We start from the raw sequence: 21,096 nt of genomic DNA on the forward strand, positions 1-21,096 counted from the left end.
ATTGCCGATTTCATTGCTACTACTGAAATACAGTTAAATTCCGGGGATGTTGTCGTACTCTACACAGATGGAATTACGGAAGCTTTTGATATGAATCAAGCTCAATACGGTATTGAGCCATTGATTGAAGTTGTTGCCATTAACAGGGGACAGTCAGCAGCAGAAATCAAGCAAGCTGTTATTGACGACGTGCGGCGATACATGGGGGAGCAAAAAGTATTTGATGACATTACTTTGGTAGTAATCAAACAGAAGTAAGTAGGTAGGCACAAATAAACCTTGCTGTATAACCGAATGTACAACTGCCAGAACCGAAAGCCAATAGCTTCGTTTCACTCGCTTTTGACTACTGAAAGCAGATTCTATGTTTATGAAGTACCCCCGCCTATCGTTCTATCCCCGTAGGGAAAAGGCGAAAACCTTTGTCCCTACACTTCATAAACCTGGAATAGGCTGTATGTATTTTCCCACTCATCTACTTAGTTCCGCTCAATTAATCAACTGCTTAAATGCGTCGTGTTCGCGAATTTTTTCTAAATCAGCTTCACTTTTTGCCAACTCTTTACACACATTCGGATTGAGATTGAGGGCGCGCTTTAAATTTTCAATTGCTAATTCAATTTTACCTTGTAGGGCATAACATCGGGCTTTATTGTACCAAATTCTGTAAAAATCCGGTCTAATTTTAGCAGCATTGTCGTAGGAAGCGATCGCAGCTTCGTATTTTTGCAATTTGGAGAGTGCAACGCCTCGATTATTCCAAGCGTCAGTATAATCATTTTTAATTTGTAGGGCTTGATTGTAAGAAATTACTGCTTGTTCGTACTCCTGCATTTTGGAAAAAGCAACGCCTCGGTTGTTCCAAGCATCGGCATAATCGGGTTTGGCTTGAATTGCTTGTTCGTAACAGCCGATCGCCTCCTGGTACTTCTGCAACTCCAACAATACCACGCCTCGATTGTTCCAAGCATCGGGATAATTCGGACGAATTGTAGTAGCTTGTTCGTAAGACGCGATCGCCTCTGGATACCGCTGCATTCTTGTGAGCACTACTCCTCGGTTATTCCAAGTATCGGCTAAATCCGGCTGAATTTGCAGGGCCTGATCGTAAGCTGCGATCGCATCTTGATAACGGTTTTCAAAGAAACAAGCATCTCCCTGTTTAGCATAGTCGCCGGCCGTAAATAACTGTTGGTAATTGCCATAGTTAACCGGAGCAAATTCTTGAATTTGGGCATCGGGGAATAAAAGGTCTGTTTCTGCCTCTGCCGAGTGATTTTGGTGTTGAATTTCGCCTAAGATAGTTTCAGCGTCGGAAATTAATAGTTTTAATTGAGAGATTGTATCGTAATGGAGACTTTCAATTTCTTGGCGGGCAATTGTTGTCTGCTTTGACAATTTGCTCAACAGAAACCAAACCCCGACTCCGGCTGCTGTCGGAAACAAAGTTAGGGCAATTACCAGTCCGTTAAGCAGTACCGCCGTGCGCCCGAAAGCAATGTCAACTTCTTCTTGAACTTGATCGCGAATTTCTTCTTTAAGTTGCTGCTGTGGGAATTCCTGCTGAAGTAACATTGCCGCCGTCGGTTCAGATGCAAAAACGCTACTGGCGCAGACTAGAATAGTCAAAAGGGCGATCGGGCTAATACTTTTTCTAAAGATACTTGACAAACGCATTGCCTTAGTGATACGCACCTGAGTTGCGATTTCCATGTGTCAAGAGATGCTGATAACGATGATCCCAGACTAGCCCATTTGTTCACAAACTCTTAAATACAGGATATCTGTTGTGCAGTCCCCTCCGATCAAATTGCTGACGCAAGAATTGCTAGACGAAGTTGCCGCTTCCTCCCGCCGCAGTCCCCGCCAGCGACAAAACTACAATTTCCACGATTTGTCTGAAAAAGTGCAGCGGTTTGTCAACGTGTTGCAACCAGGCACTTACGTCCGCCCTCACCAACACCTCCGCCCGCCTGCAGTTAACGGTTTTGAGTTTTTTGTGGTGATTCAAGGCGAAGTCGGTATTGTTATTTTGAACGAAAACGGTCAAATCCTGCGCTCCTTGCGAGTCAGCGCGGCCGGCCCGACTCGCGCTGTCGAACTGCCAGAGGGCACTATTCACACGTTAGTCGCTTTGACACAGGATACTGTGATTTTGGAGTTTAAGGAAGGGCCTTACGACGTGGGGGCGGATAAAGACTTTTTGGCAGGTTTTCCTGCTGAGGGAACTGCGGCGGCGCGAGAATTAGTCCTGATTTGGGAAGCGGAATTTAACACTTGAGTAATGACTGTTGACTGTTAAATGTTGACCGTTGACAGTTAAAAATCTAAAATCTAAAATCTAAAATCGATGGGCTGATTACTAATTACTGATGAATCTAATTGTCGTCATCCGATTGTATAAATCCGGGGCGGTGCGAATGATTTTTCTCAGGAGCTCATCAGTCACCCAAAAGACGAGGGGAAACGAAAAAGTTTTGCTGAATTCACTGCATAATAGGTTGGTAGAAACGAGCAATCTATCGATCGGCTCCACTGATTCCAAACCGAGGAGCATTAAAGCTGGAGGCTTTTCGCCGTCTATTTCTGCTGCGATTGTCGTGTAGAGAGTTGTCGCCGATTTTGGCAAAAACAGTTGTCGGGGTTTCACGGGACAATTTACTTGCAGCCGATCGACTATTTGCTGCCGCAAAGTTAGCGAGTTGCAGTGGACTAAAACGAAAGAAAAGTAACCTTGGGAAAGACGGATCGCCCGCATTAAAGTTGAGAAAGACCGCTCGTTATATTTAGCTGAGTCGTACTTAGCTGCATTGTCTTTAGCTGTATTTTCTGAGCTTTGCTCGATAAACATAAATTGCATATTTTTTATCTAGTTTTAGAGATTTTCTAGATTAAATGATGTTTCTAAAGAAAATGTGAAGATATAAAATTTATTTTTCCTTTAAAAACTTTTGGAAAGTATACCACGCTTTTAAATTAATATCAATAGTCCGATCGAAGTAGTCCGATCGACAGATTTGGCTTCAGCCACTCAAAAAACCGCTGCGACGGCACAACAAAAGTATAGCCGCAGGCAGAAGGAAGTGCATATTTCGCAAGGGTTTCAGCAATTAATAACGTTCTAAATATCTGGCACGATTGCTAGATTGAATGTAATTAAAAATACAAAAAAATCACCGTAAATTTTCAGCCAGTGGCAAAGTAAACCAAAAACTTGCCCCAGCACCGGGAGTGCTAATTACCCCAATTTGGCCGCCGTGAGCACCAATAATTTGCCGACAAAGATAGAGCCCCAAACCCAAACCGACGGAGTGTCGGGATCGATCGCCCCTAACGTAAAGATCAAAAAGATGTTCGCACTGTTCCGGCAATATTCCCACCCCGTCATCTTCAACGGTACAGTAAATCATGCTACTTGGGGAATTGGGGATTGGGGATTGTGGATTGGTAAGCGGTAATTTGTCGGTGTCTTGTTGTGCTGTGCTTTGATTTATAATTAATTTATCCGCCTTGATTACTTGAGCCGAAACTGTTAAATTTAGTCCCGGCAAATTGTGTTTCAAAGCATTAGCAATTAAATTAGATAAGACTCGCCATAACTGAGTCTTGTCAGCCTTCACTGCTGGCAAATCATCCGCCACCAAATTTTTAAAAGTAGCCTTCCCCTCATTCATTAAAGGCTCCAAATCTGTCGCAGCAGCTTCAACTACCGCCCTCAAATCAACGGCATCGAAGTGCAGAACCAAACCGCGCAATTCCCCGGCGTGAACTTCCAACAGCGAATTTATCAAGCGCAATTGCTGCTCGCTACCTTGAATCATCCGCTCCAAAATAGAACGGGGAATTGCGATCGAATCCCCAGATTTCGTCTGCCAATTTTTCAGCACCATTAACATTCCCGCCACCGGGTTTCGCAAGTCGTGAGAAAGAGCGTGGATAAACATCCGCAGCGATTCTTGTGCCTGTTTGCGCTGCGTGATATCCTCAATTAAACCCTCATAATAAAGCACGGCGCCGCTGCTGTCCCGTACCGCCCGCGCCTTCTCAGAAATCCAGACAATACTGCCGTCTGAGCGGTAAATTTTAGATTCAAAATCCGATACTGTGCCGCTTTCCTCGATCGCTCGCAAAAACTCATTTCTGCGAGCCGGATCGACGTACAACTGTCGCTCGATATCAGTAAACTTTGCCGTCACTTCTTCCGGGGAATCGCAGCCGTAAATCCGCGCCAAAGCTGGATTTGCAGTAATATAACGGCCATCGGGAGTGCTTTGAAAAATCCCCTCGCAGGCATTCTCAAAAATGCTGCGGTACTTCGCCTCCGCCGCCTCCAACTGCTGGTAAGCAGATTCCAACTCACGCCTGGTACTAAACTCTTTCCGTTGCAGACATTCGTACCAATAAACCGACAAATCGCAAATCAAACAAAACCAAAACAAATATAAGTAAAACCCGGTCAACTTAAAAGGAGTATACTTAGCAAAACTTAGATTTAAAACCAAATTTATCCCGACGTGGCAACACAAAACCCCGAGTTGAGAAATCAAGTGGAGGCGCCAGCGGACGGGCATCAACGTAGCTTGGATCAGAAACGCTAAACTCCAGGTAAAAATTGGTACGTCCCCGGCTTGTGCGACAGCTAACCCAAGCTGTACAATTACCGTCAGCGACCACGAAAAACCCAAAAATAGCAAACCGGGATAGCGCTGTCCGAAGGAGGTTTTTTGCAACACAAAACAGGTCAACAAACCCAATTCTACAGCAGCGCTCGTGTACAAATAAACACTTTCAAACTCCTGGCGAGCGAAGAATCTTTCGCCCAGAAAATAGACCGTTATTGTGAAGGCAAAAAAGATGGCAATTCCGACAGCAGGGCGCAGCCGATCTCGGAGGAAGCGATCGCGCCACACCTCGTAAACCGTTAATGCCTGAACTGATTTTGCATTGCCCAAATAGTTCATACCATTTTAGATTTGAGATTTGAGATTTTAGATTGAGAAAGAGCGATCGTCCGAATTGACAGCAGGTAGCGAAAACCAGAAAGTCGAACCACCGCCGGGAGTGCTTTCGACGCCAATTTCGCCGCCGTGAGCTTTGATAATTTGCTTGGAGAGGTACAAGCCCAAACCCAGCCCTGTTAATTGTCGGCTATTAGGGTCGTGAACGTAAAGTTCAAATAGAGATTCCCGCTGTTTGGCGCTGATTCCCACTCCATTATCTGTTACAGTACAGCGAACCATTTTTACGGTGACACCCGGCAATTTGCTGCCGATATTGCCAATTTGGCCCTGATAGCGGGGCATTTTGCAACTGCCGTCGAGGTTGAATTTGGCCAGGGTTTCCTGATTTTTCTGGGTTGTCTCCCCGATCTTAGGACGATCGCCCGCAGCAGATATCCCGTTAGCGATACAGCGGGCGATCTGAGTAGTTTGAGATGTTAAAGCCTGGGAATTTTCTTCATAAATTAGCGCTGTTTCAACTTCAATTACCTCGGCTTTAAAAATTATATTGACTCCCGGAGGATTGTGTTTAATAGCATTAGTCAACAGATTTTCTAGCACCCGCTGCAAGTGTTTGCTGTCGGCCTTGACTTGTGGCAAATCCGTCGGTATTTCCTGAGTCAAAGTTGCTTGGTTTTTGGCTAGCATCGGTTCTAAATCGGCAACAATGGCTGAAGCTAAAGACGGCAAATGCAGCGGTACAGTATTGAGAACAATACCTTTCACCTCGCTAGCGTGAGCGTCGAGCAGGGAATTAACCATAGTCAACTGGTGTTCGCTGGCCTGAACGATGCGCTGCAAAATCGATCGAGAAACCGGAACATCTTGTAGAGAATCAGAGGCCGATTTGTTGAGCAAATTTTTCAGCAGTATTAACATTCCCATAACAGGAGTGCGGAGATTGTGAGAAACTGCGTGCAAAAATAGGTCTTTCAGGCGGTTGCTTTCTTGCAACTCGTGCATTTTTTGCTGTAGTTGGTGGGTGCGTTCCTCCACTTGAGATTCCAAGTTGGCATTGAGAGCTTTTACCTGCTGCAAAAGTTGGGCTTGCTGTAGAGCGATCGCCACTTGGGTAGCGAGTTTTTCCAACAAATCAATTTCAAATTCCTGCCACTGGCGGGGCCCGGAGCACTGGTTGACGGCCAAGATCCCGAACAATTCATCCCCCAGGACGATCGGCACATTTAACGTCGCGCGAATTTGATAGTCGCTGTACAATTGGGCAATTGGAACGCTCAGTTGAACGCTAGCAGTATCGGAGATAGTTCGGACGCGGTTGTTAGCATAAAAAGTTTTCTGGCTTTCGAGGTGATTCCCGTCAGCGAGTACCCACCCCAAAAGAGAACGGCATTGAGCATCCACAGACTCGGCCACAACCTTACCGTACACCGGGCTAGGAAGATTTACCCCGTCCGTGTCCACAATACCGATGAAAGCGCGGTCTGCCTTGAAAAATTGCCGGACTTCGCCAACAGTAGTGTTGAGAATTTCTTCGAGGTCGAGGGAGTTGCGAATTCGCAGGGCGATTTCTGAAAGCAAGCGATCGCGATCGGAGGACGCCCGCAAAGCGGTTTCCGCGCGGTGGCGTTCGGTAACGTCTTGGACTGTGGCGGCGATCGCCCCTGACTGAATGGCCGACTGTTCGCAGACAGTGCGTTCGGAGCCGTCTGCTAGCACAATTCGGTAGTTAATGCAATAGGGTGTGCGCTCAAACATAGCTTGGCGCTGCGATCGCGCCACCAATTCTCGGTCTTCTGGATGTACAGCCTGCAAAAAAACTTCTGGTGTCGGTTTGACAGTTCCAGGAGCAAAACCCAAGAGGCGGTAAAGTTCGTTTGACCACCGCAATTCGATATTGGATATATGATGTTCTGCGGATTCTTCGGAGTTGTCAGTTGCTGTGAGGGCGGCGCAAGTTAAATCCCAATTGCCCAACTGAGCGATGCGCTGAGCGTTGGCTAAACTAGCTTCGCGATCGCGCAGCATGGCCGCCGTGCGGCGCACCTCCACCAGCGCTTGCTGGCGTTCTGCTACGGCGGCAGCCAACATCAGAGCCACAAGGGCGATCGTACCGGTAAAAGCTTGTAAAAATAAAACCGCCTGTTTGAGATTATCGCTTTTGGCCAAAAACGGGCCACCTCCCTGCACTGCTCCCCAAATCGCGATGTAAGAGACGATCGAATAAGCAAAAATCGCTCCCGCCGATTGAAACCGCAGGGCAGCCCAAACTATCAGAGGAAAAGGCAGATACTCCAGCGGATACTGAGCGATCGCCGCTTGTGTTTTTGAGCAAAAAAACAGCCAGCTCACACTCAGCAAGAGAGTCAGCCAGAGCGCTATTTCTGAATAATTAATAATTAACAATAGAAGATTATATCGGTTTTCACTTGCAGACAATTTGCTTGAATAATTGGTAACTTGTGATTGGTTATTGTTCCAGTTAAAAAATGCTTTTAAACTTGAAACAATTCGAGATTTTTTCTCACCTGTTACACCATTTTCAATAACAGGCAAGATGCCTGTTACACAATCAAATTCATCTCTTGTGGAACAGGCATCTTGCCTGTTCCTAAACAAGTAATTGAGAATAGTGAAACATCTAAGTTTTAGTGGAAGTTTAAAACTATTAACGGCATGATTCAAAGTCAACAGCACAGGCGTCACAATCAAAATTCCCATGCCGTCTCCGAGCCACGTAGTCCACCAGTTCCGAGAGAAATTGCTCCACTGAGCCCAACCAAAAATGCACGTACCCAAGTTGCCGATGATAGAACCGACCAAAGTAGACCCGATGACAGCGCCCGCCACTAAAGCCAGAACATCTCGCAATCGATCGAGTTTGGTAGAAAATCCGCTCCAAGTCAGCAAAGCCTCTCCAGCCAGCGCTTGCAGGGTGACGCTAAAGGCCGATGTGGCAATGACAGCCGACGGTACACCGCCGGTAGAGTTTAACAGCACTGAACCGAGGACAATTCCCGGCCACATCCGTCGCCCTTGCAGTAGCAGTGCTGCTAGAGCAATACCGGCGGGCGGCCACACGGGGGAGGGTTCGGCTTTCACCAGTCCCAGCATCGACGCTGCGAGTTTTCCGGTAACAAAGTAGGCCAGCGCCAGGATGCCGGTGTACAAAAGCGTTCGAGTGCGGCGGTTGAGCAGTTTCATGTTTAGGTGCGATCGAATCCTCCATTCCTAGTTTTTAATTTAGGCGGCTTTGGGGCGATCGGGCTTCCTCCTGACGAATCACCTGACTGGGGGAGTGGGGAGTTGACTGTTGAGTGTTGAGTGTTGAGTGTTGACTGTTGACTGTTGACTGTTGAGTGTTGACTGTTGACTGTTGACTGTTGAGTGTTGACTGTTGACTGTTGACTGTTGACTGTTGACTGTTAACTTATGACAACTGCCTACTGCCTACTGACAACTGACTGCTTAAAATCCAAAACTCCGCTTACCATCCGGCTTAACAGTCAGCCAATTGGTCTTTGCCATTGCCAGTTGTTCCTCAGAAACTGTAGCGTTGGTAAGATTCGCCCCGCACAAATTTGCTCCCCGCAAATTCGCCTTAGTCAAATAAGCCCCCGTCAAGTCAGCACCTCGGAAATCCGCCCCTTCAAAATTGGCAGTGCTGCAATAAGCCTCAGTCAAGTTAGCATCTCGCAAATTCGCCTGAATTAACCTCGCGTGACCCAAATTCGCGCCCGACAAATCCGCTGCTTGCAAATTGGCCTTCACCAACCTAGCCTGATAAAAATTACTTCCCGCTAACTGCAATTTTTGCAGTTGCAAACCCGACAGTTCGCAGTCAGCAAAATCGCGCTTGCCTTTAAAATATGCCGCTCGCAAGCTGTTGGTGTCCCACTTAGGAGCAACTTTCGATAGCTTTGACGCTGCTAAATTGTCGCTAGAATGTCCAACCGTTCCGAAAGTTCTGCCGGACTCAGCCAGAGTACGGGAAACTCTGGGCTGCATTCCCGTGTTCCCAGATTGGCTGAAGGAAGTTCTACCAGCGCGGGTGTGGTTCGATCGCAAATCTTCATTGATTTTGCTCCTCGGCGGTGACCACGAAGAACCCTCGTCATTAAATATTGTCGGTTCTTCAACTGTACGAGAAGAGACGTTGAATTGAGTTGCCAAGCCATCCACAAGACTTGGGTCTTCAAATTGGCCAGAGAGAGCTCTGAGGACATCTGCTGCCGATTGGAAGCGGTGCCCAACCATCGGCTTCAGCATTTTTTCGAGAATCCGCGCAAAATTTGGGCTTACCTGAACGTGGGGCTGCCAAACAATTTCGCCGGTTACTCCATCAAAATCTAAATCCTTGGGCGATTTTCCTGTCAGCAAGTACAAACAAGTCATGCCCACCGCGTAGATGTCACTGGCAAATATCGGCCGCAGCGCCATTTGTTCCGGGGGGGCAAAACTAAATGTGCCGACTGAAAATTTCGTGTTGGCGCTTTGGTCGGCGGGGTCTAATAATATTGTTTGACTAACTTGGTCTTTTACCGCTCCGAAGTCAATCAGAACTAAGTGGCCGTCTTGAACTCGGCGAATAATATTTGCGGGTTTGATGTCTCGGTGAATTACTCCTTGGCTGTGGATATATTGCACTACTGGCAAAATTTCTAATAGAAAATTTTTAACATCCGATTCGTTGAAACGGCCTGAGTGCTTGACTTCTTGTTTCAAAGTCGAGCCTTTAACATACTCTTGAACTAAGTAGAATTGCTGTTCTGTTTCAAAATAGTCTAGCAGCCTCGGTACTTGCGGGTGGTCGCCCAGTTGGCCGAGGGTTTTCGCCTCTCGCTTGAATAATTCCCGCGCCATCTCTAAAACTCGCGGCGACGAACTACTGGGTCGCAGTTGCTTGACTACACAACTCGGTTGACCGGGCAATGAGATGTCTTTTGCCAGAAATGTAGCTCCAAAACCTCCTTGTCCTAACGGTTCAATGACTCGGTAGCGAGCGCGCAGCAATAACCGCGCACCGCAAGTCTGACACTGAAGAATAGAGTCAGCAGGGTTTTGAGGATGGGGACAGCCCGGATTTACGCAGTAGCTCATATTGATTGAGTTTGCCTATGTTGTTCTGATCTTGTCAGCGTCGCTCGACTGCACAAATAGCCTGTTCCTGCTTCTGGTAGACATACTAATCTATCAGTTTTCGGCAGGCCGTGCGTTCGATTGCGAATTGGAATTGCACCTAAGTCTTTTAAGCCGATATCTTTTCCCTATTTTGATTATCTCGCTGGTTTGAGTGTTTTCGGTTGATTATCCTTGAAGATAGTTTAAAGACTTGCTAAAGTTGTGCTTTTTTGTGTAAAGTCTTTCTAAACTTAAGTGCTTTTTGCGTTTTTAGATGTCTCTAGCATACCTCATTCTCTGAATGAGAATGCTACTCATCCCCCAGTAGACATCTATCTTTGGTCAGATCCCTCGTTTTTGCTGATGTGTACCCTAACAGTCTTGACAAAATTAAATTAGTATGCTATGAAAAGCTTTCCAGAATAAATTCTGGGACTCAAAAGTCGGTGCTGACAAGCTACGATTTTTGACTAATAACTACCGAGCACTGACAACTAACTACTGACTAAATTATGCGTATATCTCTAAAGTGGCTCCGGGAATTGGTGGATGTGGCAATATCCCCGGAAGAATTAGCCGAAACCCTGACAATGGCAGGGTTTGAAGTGGAAGAAATTGAAGACCGCCGCCCGTGGGCAAGCGGTGTAGTTCTGGGCAAAATCATCGCCTGCGAACAGCATCCGAATGCAGACAAATTGAGAGTTTGTCAAGTGGATGTCGGCTCTTCAGAAGCTTTGAATATTGTTTGCGGCGCACCCAACGCTAGGGCAGACATTTACGTGCCTGTCGCTGTTGTCGGCACTTATTTATCGACTATTGATTTAAAGATTAAACCTGCTAAATTGCGGGGCGTTCCTTCAGAAGGAATGATTTGCTCTCTGGCGGAATTGGGACTATCTAAAGAGTCAGCCGGAATTCACATTTTTGAGTTAGAAAATCCCGAATTGGGCAGCGATATTCGCCCGCTTTTGGGTTTAGATGACGTGATTTTAGATTTGACAGCAACTGCCAACCGTGCTGACGCTTTGAGCATGGTGGGTGTAGCGCGGGAAGTGGCAGCGCTGACTGGGGCAAGTTTGAGAATTCCCGCAGCGAATGGTGTGGCGATTGACGGCAAAGAAAGTCCTGCTTTGGCAGTAGAAATATCGGAACCGCAGGGATGCCCGATTTACATCGGCACGGCAATTGAAGGTGTGAAAATTGCTGCTTCTCCAGCTTGGTTGCAGCAGCGGTTGCAGGCGGCGGGAGTGCGGCCGATTAATAATGTGGTTGACGTAACTAATTACATTTTATTGGAATGGGGACAACCGCTGCACGCTTTCGATCGCGATCGCCTACAATCTTTCACTGGTACTCAAGATATCAGCATCGGCGTCCGCTTTGCTAAAACAGGGGAATCCTTCAAAACTTTGGACGGACAAAACCGCAATTTGCAAGCTCAAAATCTGTTAATTACTGCTAGCGACAAACCTGTTGCCTTAGCTGGGGTAATGGGCGGAGAAGACACGGAAGTTCACGAAGGTACGCAAAATTTAGTCTTAGAAGCAGCGATTTTTGACCAGGCAACGATTCGCCGTTCTGCGCGCGCTCAAGGCCTGCGGAGCGAGGCATCGATCCGCTACGAACGGGGGGTGAATCAGGCGGCTTTGACGACTGCTTGCAACCGCGCTGTTGCCCTAATTTTGGAGTTGGCTGGAGGCGCTGCGACGGTGCAAAAAACGGCGAGTTCCGGCGAGGATTTGAGTTTTTCGCGATCGCTCGAATTGCGTTTAGACCGAGTAAATCTGGTTTTGGGGCAGTTGAAAAGAGGACAAACTGGCGGTTCTAAATATCTGGAACCCGAAGAGGTAAAAAATATTTTCACAGCCTTGGGATGCGAAGTTGTTCCGACTGAAAAAGAACGGGTTTGGAATGTGACTGTGCCTCCTTACCGTTACCGGGATTTAGAAAGGGAAATCGATTTAATTGAAGAAGTTGCCAGACTCCACGGTTATGACAATTTCTGCGATACTTTGCCTAGCAAAACGGAACCCGGTTATTTGTCAGCGGAATATGCGGCAATTCGGAATGTGCGATCGGCTTTTCGGGCGGCAGGTTTGACCGAGTTGATGCACTATTCTTTGGTGAAAACTGAGGGAGAAAATCAGGTTGTGCTGGCGAATCCGCTGTTTGTGGAGTATTCGGCTTTGCGGACAGAAATGCTCTCGGGTTTGATTGATGCTTTCCAGTACAATTTGGAACAGGGAAATGGCGCACTAAACGGTTTTGAAGTCGGCCGCATTTTCTGGAAAGATGGGGATGCAATGAAGGAAGCCGATGCAGTAGCGGGGATTATCGGCGGCGATCCGACTGTGTGGAAATGGCAGCAGGGAGGGCGCGATCGACCTTTGAGTTGGTTTGAGGCCAAGGGGGTTTTGGAAAGCGCGTTTCAGGAGTTGGGTTTGTCGGTGGAATATCAAAGCGATTCCTCTAATACACGCTTGCATCCTGGCCGCACGGCTGCGTTATCGTTAAACGGGAAACATTTAGGGGTTTTTGGACAGTTGCACCCGCAATTGCAGCAAGAAAAGGATTTGCCTGAGCAGGTTTACGTGTTTCAATTAGATTTGGCGGTGCTGTTGGGTGAGTTAGGGCGATCGAGCAACTTAACTCGCAAATTCGCGGGTTATTCGAGTTTCCCCGCTTCTGACAGAGACATTGCATTTTTCGCACCGGTTGAAGTTCCGGTTGTAGATATGCAGAGTGCGATGAAAAAGGCGGCGGGTAGTTTGCTGGATTCGGTGGAACTGTTTGACGAATATCGAGGCGACAACGTGCCGGCGGGACAGCGGAGTTTGGCTTTTCGGTTAGTTTACCGCGCGGGCGATCGAACTTTGAGCGAAACCGATGTCGAACCAGCCCAACAAAAAGTTCGCGATGTCCTAGTTGAGAAATTCGGCGTTAGTTTGAGAAGCTAATTGTAGGGGCGGTGCTAAAAGTGCCGGCCCTCTCTCGACTTCTTACACGCAAAGACTAAGAAACCGGGTTTCTTCCAAGATGTACCGCCATCAACCAACTATTAACAGAGAAACCCGGTTTCTGCGGCCAAGCGAGTCCTAAATTTGTTGAACAAGTTAATAACTTAACGGCCGCAACATCTCCCGCACAAAAAAAGAACTATCAGGAAACCGCAGAAGAGAAATACTATCACCATCCGCAAGAACTACCCGACTTTGATAACCATCCTGACTCGGTTCTCGAAAAACGTGGAGTTGCCGATTATTCACATCCAAAACCCAATAATCAGTAATTCCCGACTCAGCATAAATTTTCGCTTTAATCCCGCAATCCGTTCTCAGCGTAGTATCCGCAACTTCAATAATCAGATAAATTTCTGAAGGAATTGGATGGTGGTCTTCATAGTAAAGTGGATCTGGTATAACTACAGAAATATCCGGTTCAGGTTGCGAGTAATTATTCATCCGAACCGGGTCTTGCAGCCGCACAAAAATCTGTTCTCCTAAACGGTTATCCAGTAATACCTTCGTGCGCGCAATCGCCGCACCGTGAGCCGTTCCCTTTGCTGCCATCTTTACTATCTGTCCTGCTAGTAATTCCACCCGTTCATCTTCGTCAAAAATACCAATTTCCGTCATCCGGTCATATTCTTCAACTGTCAGCAGACGAATGTCTAATAAAGTCATAGTAACCTCCTTCTCTCTAACAAACCTCTCTCTTCTTCCCTCTCTTCCTCAGCGACCTCTGCGCCCTCTGCGGTTAATCAATTTGAGCCTAAAAAAAATCATCAAATCCTGCTACTCTTATTGTACAATTATTTTCAAACAAATTTATCCAAGGTTCAAAACCGTGACCAAGTATGTGATGTGGGGAAGTTACTGCGAAGACGTTCTCGAAAAACGCGCTCCGTTTCGAGACGCTCATTTAGCCGGATTGGCTAAGCAGAAGGAATCGGGTGTGTTAAGTACGATCGGGCCTACAAAAGATTTAACTAAAGTTTTTGCAATTTACGAAGCGGAAGATGAGGCGGCTGTTCGACAATTAGTTGAAGCCGATCCTTATTGGATAAATGGGGTTTGGACTGAGTACGATGTGAAAGAGTGGATTCAAGCTTTTTGAAGGGATATAGAACTTAGGAATTATTTGGTAAGTCGGCACAGAACGTACTCCACTTGACTAATAAATCAATGTCTGCTATCATAGCTGAATTGCATAAGTTGTCAAGCGGTGCGAGGAGGTTGCAGAGTGAATACCCTAAGAACGGTAGAGGGGGATTTAGTTGGGGTTGACTGTGGCGACTTATTGGAAAAGATTCTAGAAGTTTTAGAGAAGCGGCAGACTCAGAACCCTTTTAGCATACATGGTAATGGCGATCGCCTGCTCATCGACATTGACACCATAGCCGAAGAAGTCGTAGGTTTGCGGGTAGAAAATCCTTTAGGTGCTTCCGAGCGCAGTGTTCGTACTGCCACAGTCAATTTTACTCCAGGTTTCAAAGAACGTTTTCCTGGTCAAATTACACAGATTAAAAAGAGTTTGCAAGCTTTGCTGGATTCGGCAATTAAGCAACATAATCAACAGCTTGATATCGAACAGTTTGTGGCTCGCTTAATTACAGATTTGCCGAAACTAAAGAGTCCCTCTGCCAAGTTAGACTTTAGTTATCCCTTTGGAAAATATTCAGGGTTGCAAAAGCAGCGGTTGAGTCTTCACAACAATCCTAATAACAAGGAACTGCTGAAATTTCACAAACTAACTATCACCGTTGGAAACACGGGCACGTTCAACACCGAACTAAAGCAAGGATTAGAAAATTATATCAAATCTAAGTTTGCTAGCGCTAGTGAGAGCGAGCGCGAAGATTTAAATTATATTCTTAAAGACTTAGAGGAAGACTCTAAATCAGACTTTTATAAGCTCAAAGAAATTGTAGATACAGAAACAATCGGCCAACTCAAAAAACAGGCACAGATATGTTATTTAGAATTTCTCCAAGACAACGTTAGCACAAGCAATGGCGCGTCCAATAATGAGGGGATAATCTATTTACAAGACCTAATCCGGCGTCTCAAGCTCATTGATAAATATATCAGCAGTCTTGAAAAAGGCGACGGTCATTACTCGGTCAACTATGCGGGCATCGACTTGAATTACCGAGATGCTTTTGCTCGTGCTGAAGCATTCGATATGCTGCCGATTATTCCCAAAATAGAAGGATATTTAGGAGAAACCAAAGACGAAAAAAAGGGAGATATCCAATTTATTTTTGGGCTCAAACTCAAGTTTAATAACCCTGTTCAGGCCTATGGCGGTAAAACAGTTTTTGAGTATTATCTCAATCTGCTCGACCCGGAAAGTGAGGAACACAAAGCTGAACTTGCTGACCCTGCAAGAAAAGATATTTTCGCCAGAAAGCTATTGAAGTTAGTATTTTTGTACTACTTTGTTTTTGCCGGAAAAGACCCGTCCTCGGAGGGTTATACAGTTAACTCAGACTTAGGATACGATCCGATTCCAGTATTTGAAGAAAACGTACTAAAAACTTTCAACGGGTCTGATGAAGTAGCAAAACACAAACTTTTGCGAGGTATCAAAAGAGGTTTTGAACAATATAATATTGCCTCTAAAATAGACACGCTCAAAAATTCCCTGCAAAAACTTCTAAAACAAAAGAATTTACCGAAAGAATTTCCGCTCCACATTTCGGTAAAAAGCAGCATTTTAGAGGATAGTATTACAAATATTTCTACAAACTCTACATTTTTTAAGCCTGTTCTGCGAACCAAGCCGAAAGAAGTATTAAAATATATAGGTATTGGTCAAGCAAATGCTGCTCAAAATTCACTCTGTACTCTGACAGCTCAAATTGCAATCAGTGATGTTCATTATTTTTCTACTGATGACTTACAAAGCTTTAGTATGGAGTATGATATCACAGGTGTTAAAGCTCTGCCAGTGCTGCTAAGACCAAATGAGCAGCAGTGTAAGACAGTATACAATCGGTTTTATCAACAGCGCAAGCTAGTCGAATTTACCTACAGTTTAGCTAGTAATAAATGGGATGATAAAAAAACTTTTGTGTATCGATTTACGTTCGATTTACTTGCATATACTTGCCTCAAGCTACTTTTGCCAAACCAAAGTAGATTATTTATTCCCATACTGCGACTGCAACTGAGTAACCAACAGTCTGATTCGCCCGTAGAAGAGTTTATGCGTTCTTTATCTAAAAGGTTGTCGCATTTACTAAATGAGGAACATCGTTCTAATTCTCAGGGTGTTGATATCAGGAATATAGAATACAAAGCTGCCAATGTGATGAGTTCTCTGTATTCTGTGCTGCCTAAAAAGTTTACCTTTGACAACGAGTCAGACTCTCCTAAAGAACTGGATAAACTCGCTATAGTTATAGTTTCCAGTCGGGAAAGCGATGCTAAGTGGAATAGCGAGCACAAGCTGTCGAATTTGCAGGGAGAAATTGTGGGAGCGAGGCGTCAAAAGGATGGTTCTGTGAGGCTACAATTGCTCAAAACATTCTCTGAAACCTACGAACACGAACAGATGTTTAAAGAACCTACAGTTGTGCGGGATCAAATAGGGGAAGTTTACGAATTGGGATTCAGGCACTTTCTTTATATTGCCAAAGCTCCCTATTCTAGTACCTTGCACATGACTCAAAAAGAAGATGCTTTATTCTTCATGTCGAAAGATGTGATTAAATATTTTAAGGATTTTAAGGAAAATTGTAAAGATATCAAAATTTATCCGATGTTTTTTGATAAATACTATGCGGTCAAGCTATCAGAAACATTGGGAGTAAATTCTTTGTACATTCAGGATACGCTGGAATTGACAGCTCTAGTCAAAGATCCTAGCAAGCGCTCAGTTGTATTTTTTAACCTGTTTAACGGACTGATAGTAGGTTCAGAGGCAGAACGCAACTATAGGGGTGTAATTTCCTATGCTACTTTGTTAAATATCTATAAAGATATACTAGATGATGAACATATTCATCAGGGATTAATTTCTAATACTCAACTCAAAAATGACATTTTGCAGTATTTGACTTTGTTCCACTTTTCGAGATACGAAAAAGAAAGTGGTAGAACTGGTAAAATCAGTTTTAAACTAGACCCTTATGAAAACCTGATTGGAGATCAATCAGTAGGCACGCTATCTTTGTACAAGCATATGGGAGGAAATGCGGAGTTTAATGCCTTGGCGTTTTTAACCAAAGTTAAAGAAGTATTAAATACACCGGAAGGAGGCACACAGTCATGAAATCTAAGATAGCAGAAGATTTAGGGCGTTTGTTTGAACTAGGGTTTAATATTGGGATTATTGCCTGCATTAAAGAGAAGAAAATTAAGCATAATTTTGACAACTTATACCTTCAGGAATTGCAGCAGTTAAGCTTTCCGAAGATGCTGAGAAAAATTACCGATAAAATAATCAGTCCCTTGGAAAGGAAGATGGCTGAAAAGTGGAGCGTATTTTTCTTACAAAAAGGTTTTATATCAGGTTTAAACTTTTTTAGAGAGTACCTGGAATCTACAGGTTGGAACGAGCCAAACAAACTGCGACATCTGGAAATTTTGTATTACCAGTGCTGTTTTTGCGATGAGAGCAGTATTGGCACTTACACTAAAGGTGAGGAACAGTGGTTTGGAGAAGTTTTATCTCAATTTGACCCGAGTGAAAATATTTCTCAGTATATTAGACGTTACAAACAGAAAGGCGAGTTTCTGAGAGCGGATACTCTAATATTGCTGCGATATCGCCAGAAGCACTTTAGGATTCTTTGTGTAGACTTGTCTGTGTTTTCGATTAGGACATCTGAGGATGTTACAAATCTGGACTACTTAGAGATTATCAGGCGTTCGTTGGGACGAGATATTAATTACTTGCGATCGAAAAGCGTGTTTTCTCAACTTCGCATAGATACTGAAAGTTGTAAAGTCGAGTTTTCAGAAGGCTTGAAGACTTACTTTACTGCTTTTAAGTATGATGACAAGGAGAGTGCTAAGTTAATTCAGGCTGGCGGCTACGCTCATAGTTTTTATGAATTTCTCCGAGAGACGGGGATACTTGCTGACGATTCGCAGGTGATATTTAATGCGGTGGGATATACAGATCGCGGAATTAGTGCTATGTCTGTCTGTCCCGAAAATTTAGATGTTTTGAAAACTTGTCGTCTGATTTACAAGCATGATTTAAAGGATGAAGAGATAAACGATGCTCGCAGGAAAGTTCTAAATAAAATCAAGCGGAGTGCTTACCACAGTTTCGCTCGCGGTCAAGAGTTTGTTGACGATCTGTTAGCAATTTCAGCAGACAAAATAAATGTTGTGCGTCATAGAGAGCAACTTGAGGATTTTTTCAACTCGGTGGGAATTGTACCGGATGAATTGATGCAGCAGTTAGGATTGAGCGGCACTGTGAAACTGCGGGATGCTCATGCTCAACTCATAGAAAAAGCCCTAGAATCTGCCGCTACTTATATCTTTTTGACTGGCAATCCCGGTATTGGCAAGACAACTGCGATCGCCAATTTTCTCAAAAATCACATGGACGATGGATTTCTCTTCTTTTATGTCAGCCCCCGGAAGCAAGTAAATCTAGATATCATCGACAATTTTAAAAAAGCAGGTACTGACTGTTTGTGCGATGACAAACTATTCGCCATCAATACTCATAGCGACCTAATTAAAGATAGCGACGGTCAATATACTGTGCAGTATCTCTCAAATCAGCATCAAGAAAATTTTAGATTGCAGGCTGTTCAGTTTGAAGATAGGAGACAAAATGAGCGTCAAGGTAGGCGATCGGACCGACTCAACAGGCAAACAGAAAATGTTATTAAAGATACTGGACTGAAAACTAAGGGCGTACTCAACAGCATTTGTGAAGCCATCTCTACCCTGATAAATGGTGGACATTCAAACAACATTGTCGCTACTGTTTCCATCCAATCTTTAAAGAAAACGGATGCAGGCGACACCTTAAAACATTTTGAAAAAATTTTTAGGAATGCTTACATCGAAAGCGAAAATTTAGTTCTTTCCGATCGCATGAAAGATATATCTAGTCGCCTTAAGCATTTGTTTATCATGATAGATGAAATTACAGGAGATGAGGGAGGAGTAGAGTTTTTAAACGGCATAAACGATATTCTAGCCCGGTATGGATTGAGGGAGAATTCGCAACACGGGTTTAACACAAAAGTGATTGTTGCAGATGCTTCTATAGTTGATCCTGCTGTAATTAACCAACACTTGGACGATCCCTCGGCTGAACCTGATAAAATCTATTTTCGCAGGGCTTCAAATCCTGCTTTTCCTCTGTCCGAGGAGGATTTTAAGTTTAAAGGTACTGACGCAACTGTTATCAATGCTAACTCCTATCCTGCCAAAAGTTTAGGTATCACCTATAAAGTTTTTGTCGAGTCTTGTAAGTTTATTGAAGACGCTTTGGTAGAGCGAGATAATAATTTAGTAAACAAAATGCAAGATGAAATCTTAGAGGATATAGAAGCTCTCTTAAAACGCTCTGATGTTGAGCAACTGATAGTCTATATTCAGGACAAACAAAGATTGGGAAAATTAATAGATAAAATTAGAGAGCATCGAGGTCGGTTTCAAAAAGGAACAGATTATATAGAAATACACGTTAACATTGGTGAGGAGGAAAAAGAGTTAATCCAAAAATGCAAAAAAAAGGTGAAAGTAGTGTTTATGACTGCTTCAGGTAGTCGGGGGCTATCTTTTCCCAAGGCTAAACACATTTTGGTTGAAATTCCCCGGTTTGAAATAGAAAAAAACCTGATGGAAGTGATTCAGGTGATTTATAGGGGTCGCGGGGATGATGAGATTGATAATCAGGACAAAGAATTAATTTTCTATTTGGGCGAGCGTTCAGTTTATTTTGAAGACAACCAGGAGATATCTATACAGGAAAGCAAATTGAGTCTTTTAAATATCCTGTTGATTTTGAAAGCATCTATAACGACACGAATTTATGGTTGCGGGCAAATCGGTCAAGATAAATTTATTATAATACCGATCGGTGGCAAGTCTGTGTTAGCGGCTGGTGAAACATTCTCATCCCAAATGAAAAAGTTAATCGATCAGTTGAAGAGCGAACACAGGAGTCACAGGAGCGATCGGCGTTTACAACAAGTCTATAGCAGTCTAGAAGATTTGCTGGGTCAAGCTGATTTTGAATTGAGAGATAATGTTGACTCCAGCGGTAAATCTCAGACTTCATATCTTTCACAGCGCGATTTTTTTAACAGTGAGTTTTCCCAGTTAGTAAGTAAAGGTTTCGAGCAGTTATTGAGCCTTAGCAACCTCGAACTCGGCTACATTAGTGGCGGTTTGTTAGTGGTGCCTATTTCCTCCAAAATCTTAGAGGAAACCTACACGATGTCCCTCGTCAATATCGCCACCCATGCTAACGGTCAACTTTGGCAAAATATGGACGAAATTAGCCGTAGCAGTGCGTATCCAGAGAGTTTGCAATTTGCGATTAAGGATGCTATGGAGTTAGTGAAAAAACTGATGGAGCCTGTTAATAAAAAAACACAGAGATTTGAGGAAAGCAGCCAGCGTAATGACCAGTATTATGCCTTGCCATTGTTTGCATTTATTGCTGGTGAAGTATTCAGAAAATATTTTGCCACCAACCCGGAAGAACCGAAATACCAACATTTTCGAGATATCTTGACTGCATATGTCCGGGCACTATATCCTGTCGGTAATGTTCTGCCTATAGGAGATAAGTATCAAAATTTCCCGTTTGTTGTGTTTAGAAGTTACAGTTTAGAGCAGATGAGGGGAAAAATATTTACAGATAAATATCTTTTAAGTTCCAACGAATTGAACGTGCTCAATTTAATTTTGTCGAAGCAAGTAAACTAGACCTCTTGCAATCTCAAGCTTTCAATTCCTTCAACAATCTGCGTTTATCTGTGTTTATCTGCCTTAAATCTGCGGTTTCTGTATCAATCAAAGACTTATGC

At 44.2% G+C, this 21,096-nt stretch carries 12 protein-coding genes; 6 read left to right on the top strand and 6 right to left on the bottom strand.

Annotation, left to right across the window (positions count from 1 at the left end):
• Positions 1-258: PP2C family protein-serine/threonine phosphatase (locus QUA10_RS22700; protein WP_333086374.1), on the top strand; the 258-nt coding region annotated here is incomplete at its 5' end.
• Positions 259-489: 231 nt separating this feature from the next.
• Here the strand turns inward: QUA10_RS22700 and QUA10_RS22705 are convergent.
• Entirely contained in the window at positions 490-1,713 is a 1,224-nt protein-coding gene (locus QUA10_RS22705) for a tetratricopeptide repeat protein (RefSeq protein ID WP_333084176.1), read from the bottom strand.
• 76 nt (positions 1,714-1,789) lie between these two features.
• Between QUA10_RS22705 and QUA10_RS22710 the strand changes: the two genes are divergently transcribed.
• Positions 1,790-2,281, top strand: coding sequence for a WbuC family cupin fold metalloprotein (locus tag QUA10_RS22710; protein WP_333063677.1), 492 nt, complete (start codon positions 1,790-1,792; stop codon positions 2,279-2,281).
• An 81-nt stretch (positions 2,282-2,362) separates the two neighbouring features.
• On the opposite strand, the gene QUA10_RS22715 is transcribed toward QUA10_RS22710, so the two are convergent.
• The 4 genes from QUA10_RS22715 to QUA10_RS22730 form a co-directional block, all read right to left on the bottom strand.
• Complete coding sequence (locus tag QUA10_RS22715) at positions 2,363-2,860, bottom strand: hypothetical protein (protein ID WP_333084177.1); 498 nt, start codon at positions 2,858-2,860, stop codon at positions 2,363-2,365.
• Positions 2,861-3,173: 313 nt separating this feature from the next.
• Complete coding sequence (locus QUA10_RS22720; protein ID WP_333084179.1) at positions 3,174-4,961, bottom strand: PAS domain-containing sensor histidine kinase; 1,788 nt, start codon at positions 4,959-4,961, stop codon at positions 3,174-3,176.
• Between the two features lie 27 nt (positions 4,962-4,988).
• On the bottom strand, positions 4,989-8,162 hold the full coding sequence (locus tag QUA10_RS22725) for an MASE1 domain-containing protein (protein ID WP_333084181.1): 3,174 nt from the start codon (positions 8,160-8,162) through the stop codon (positions 4,989-4,991).
• Between the two features lie 264 nt (positions 8,163-8,426).
• Positions 8,427-10,058, bottom strand: a complete 1,632-nt coding sequence (locus QUA10_RS22730; protein ID WP_333084182.1) for a serine/threonine-protein kinase — start codon at positions 10,056-10,058, stop codon at positions 8,427-8,429.
• A gap of 533 nt (positions 10,059-10,591) precedes the next feature.
• Between QUA10_RS22730 and pheT the strand changes: the two genes are divergently transcribed.
• On the top strand, positions 10,592-13,036 hold the full coding sequence (gene pheT / locus QUA10_RS22735; RefSeq protein WP_333084183.1) for a phenylalanine--tRNA ligase subunit beta: 2,445 nt from the start codon (positions 10,592-10,594) through the stop codon (positions 13,034-13,036).
• A 156-nt stretch (positions 13,037-13,192) separates the two neighbouring features.
• Here the strand turns inward: pheT and QUA10_RS22740 are convergent, their stop codons facing one another.
• Positions 13,193-13,762, bottom strand: a complete 570-nt coding sequence (locus tag QUA10_RS22740; protein ID WP_333084184.1) for a Uma2 family endonuclease — start codon at positions 13,760-13,762, stop codon at positions 13,193-13,195.
• Positions 13,763-13,925: 163 nt separating this feature from the next.
• Here QUA10_RS22740 and QUA10_RS22745 point away from each other — a divergent pair, with 163 nt between their 5' ends.
• From QUA10_RS22745 to QUA10_RS22755, 3 genes are all read left to right on the top strand, one after another.
• Entirely contained in the window at positions 13,926-14,195 is a 270-nt protein-coding gene (locus tag QUA10_RS22745) for a YciI family protein (RefSeq protein WP_071587838.1), read from the top strand.
• A gap of 126 nt (positions 14,196-14,321) precedes the next feature.
• Positions 14,322-17,357 (top strand): hypothetical protein, encoded by a 3,036-nt coding sequence (locus tag QUA10_RS22750; RefSeq protein ID WP_333084189.1) that lies wholly within the window; start codon positions 14,322-14,324, stop codon positions 17,355-17,357.
• Positions 17,354-20,995, top strand: a complete 3,642-nt coding sequence (locus QUA10_RS22755; protein ID WP_333084191.1) for a helicase-related protein — start codon at positions 17,354-17,356, stop codon at positions 20,993-20,995. Before QUA10_RS22750 ends, QUA10_RS22755 begins: the two co-directional genes overlap by 4 nt.
• Positions 20,996-21,096 lie beyond the last annotated feature (101 nt).

Origin of the sequence: Microcoleus sp. Pol8_D6 (assembly GCF_036700965.1) — a bacterium.
Taxonomy (GTDB): Bacteria; Cyanobacteriota; Cyanobacteriia; order Cyanobacteriales; family Microcoleaceae; genus Microcoleus.

Coding starts and splice junctions, on each gene's coding strand:
- QUA10_RS22720 (WP_333084179.1), bottom strand. CDS start 4,961: ATGAACTATTTGGGCAATGCAAAATCAGTTCAGGCATTAACGGTTTAC.
- QUA10_RS22725 (WP_333084181.1), bottom strand. CDS start 8,162: ATGAAACTGCTCAACCGCCGCACTCGAACGCTTTTGTACACCGGCATC.
- pheT (WP_333084183.1), top strand. CDS start 10,592: ATGCGTATATCTCTAAAGTGGCTCCGGGAATTGGTGGATGTGGCAATA.
- QUA10_RS22715 (WP_333084177.1), bottom strand. CDS start 2,860: ATGCAATTTATGTTTATCGAGCAAAGCTCAGAAAATACAGCTAAAGAC.
- QUA10_RS22755 (WP_333084191.1), top strand. CDS start 17,354: ATGAAATCTAAGATAGCAGAAGATTTAGGGCGTTTGTTTGAACTAGGG.
- QUA10_RS22705 (WP_333084176.1), bottom strand. CDS start 1,713: ATGGAAATCGCAACTCAGGTGCGTATCACTAAGGCAATGCGTTTGTCA.
- QUA10_RS22740 (WP_333084184.1), bottom strand. CDS start 13,762: ATGACTTTATTAGACATTCGTCTGCTGACAGTTGAAGAATATGACCGG.
- QUA10_RS22730 (WP_333084182.1), bottom strand. CDS start 10,058: ATGAGCTACTGCGTAAATCCGGGCTGTCCCCATCCTCAAAACCCTGCT.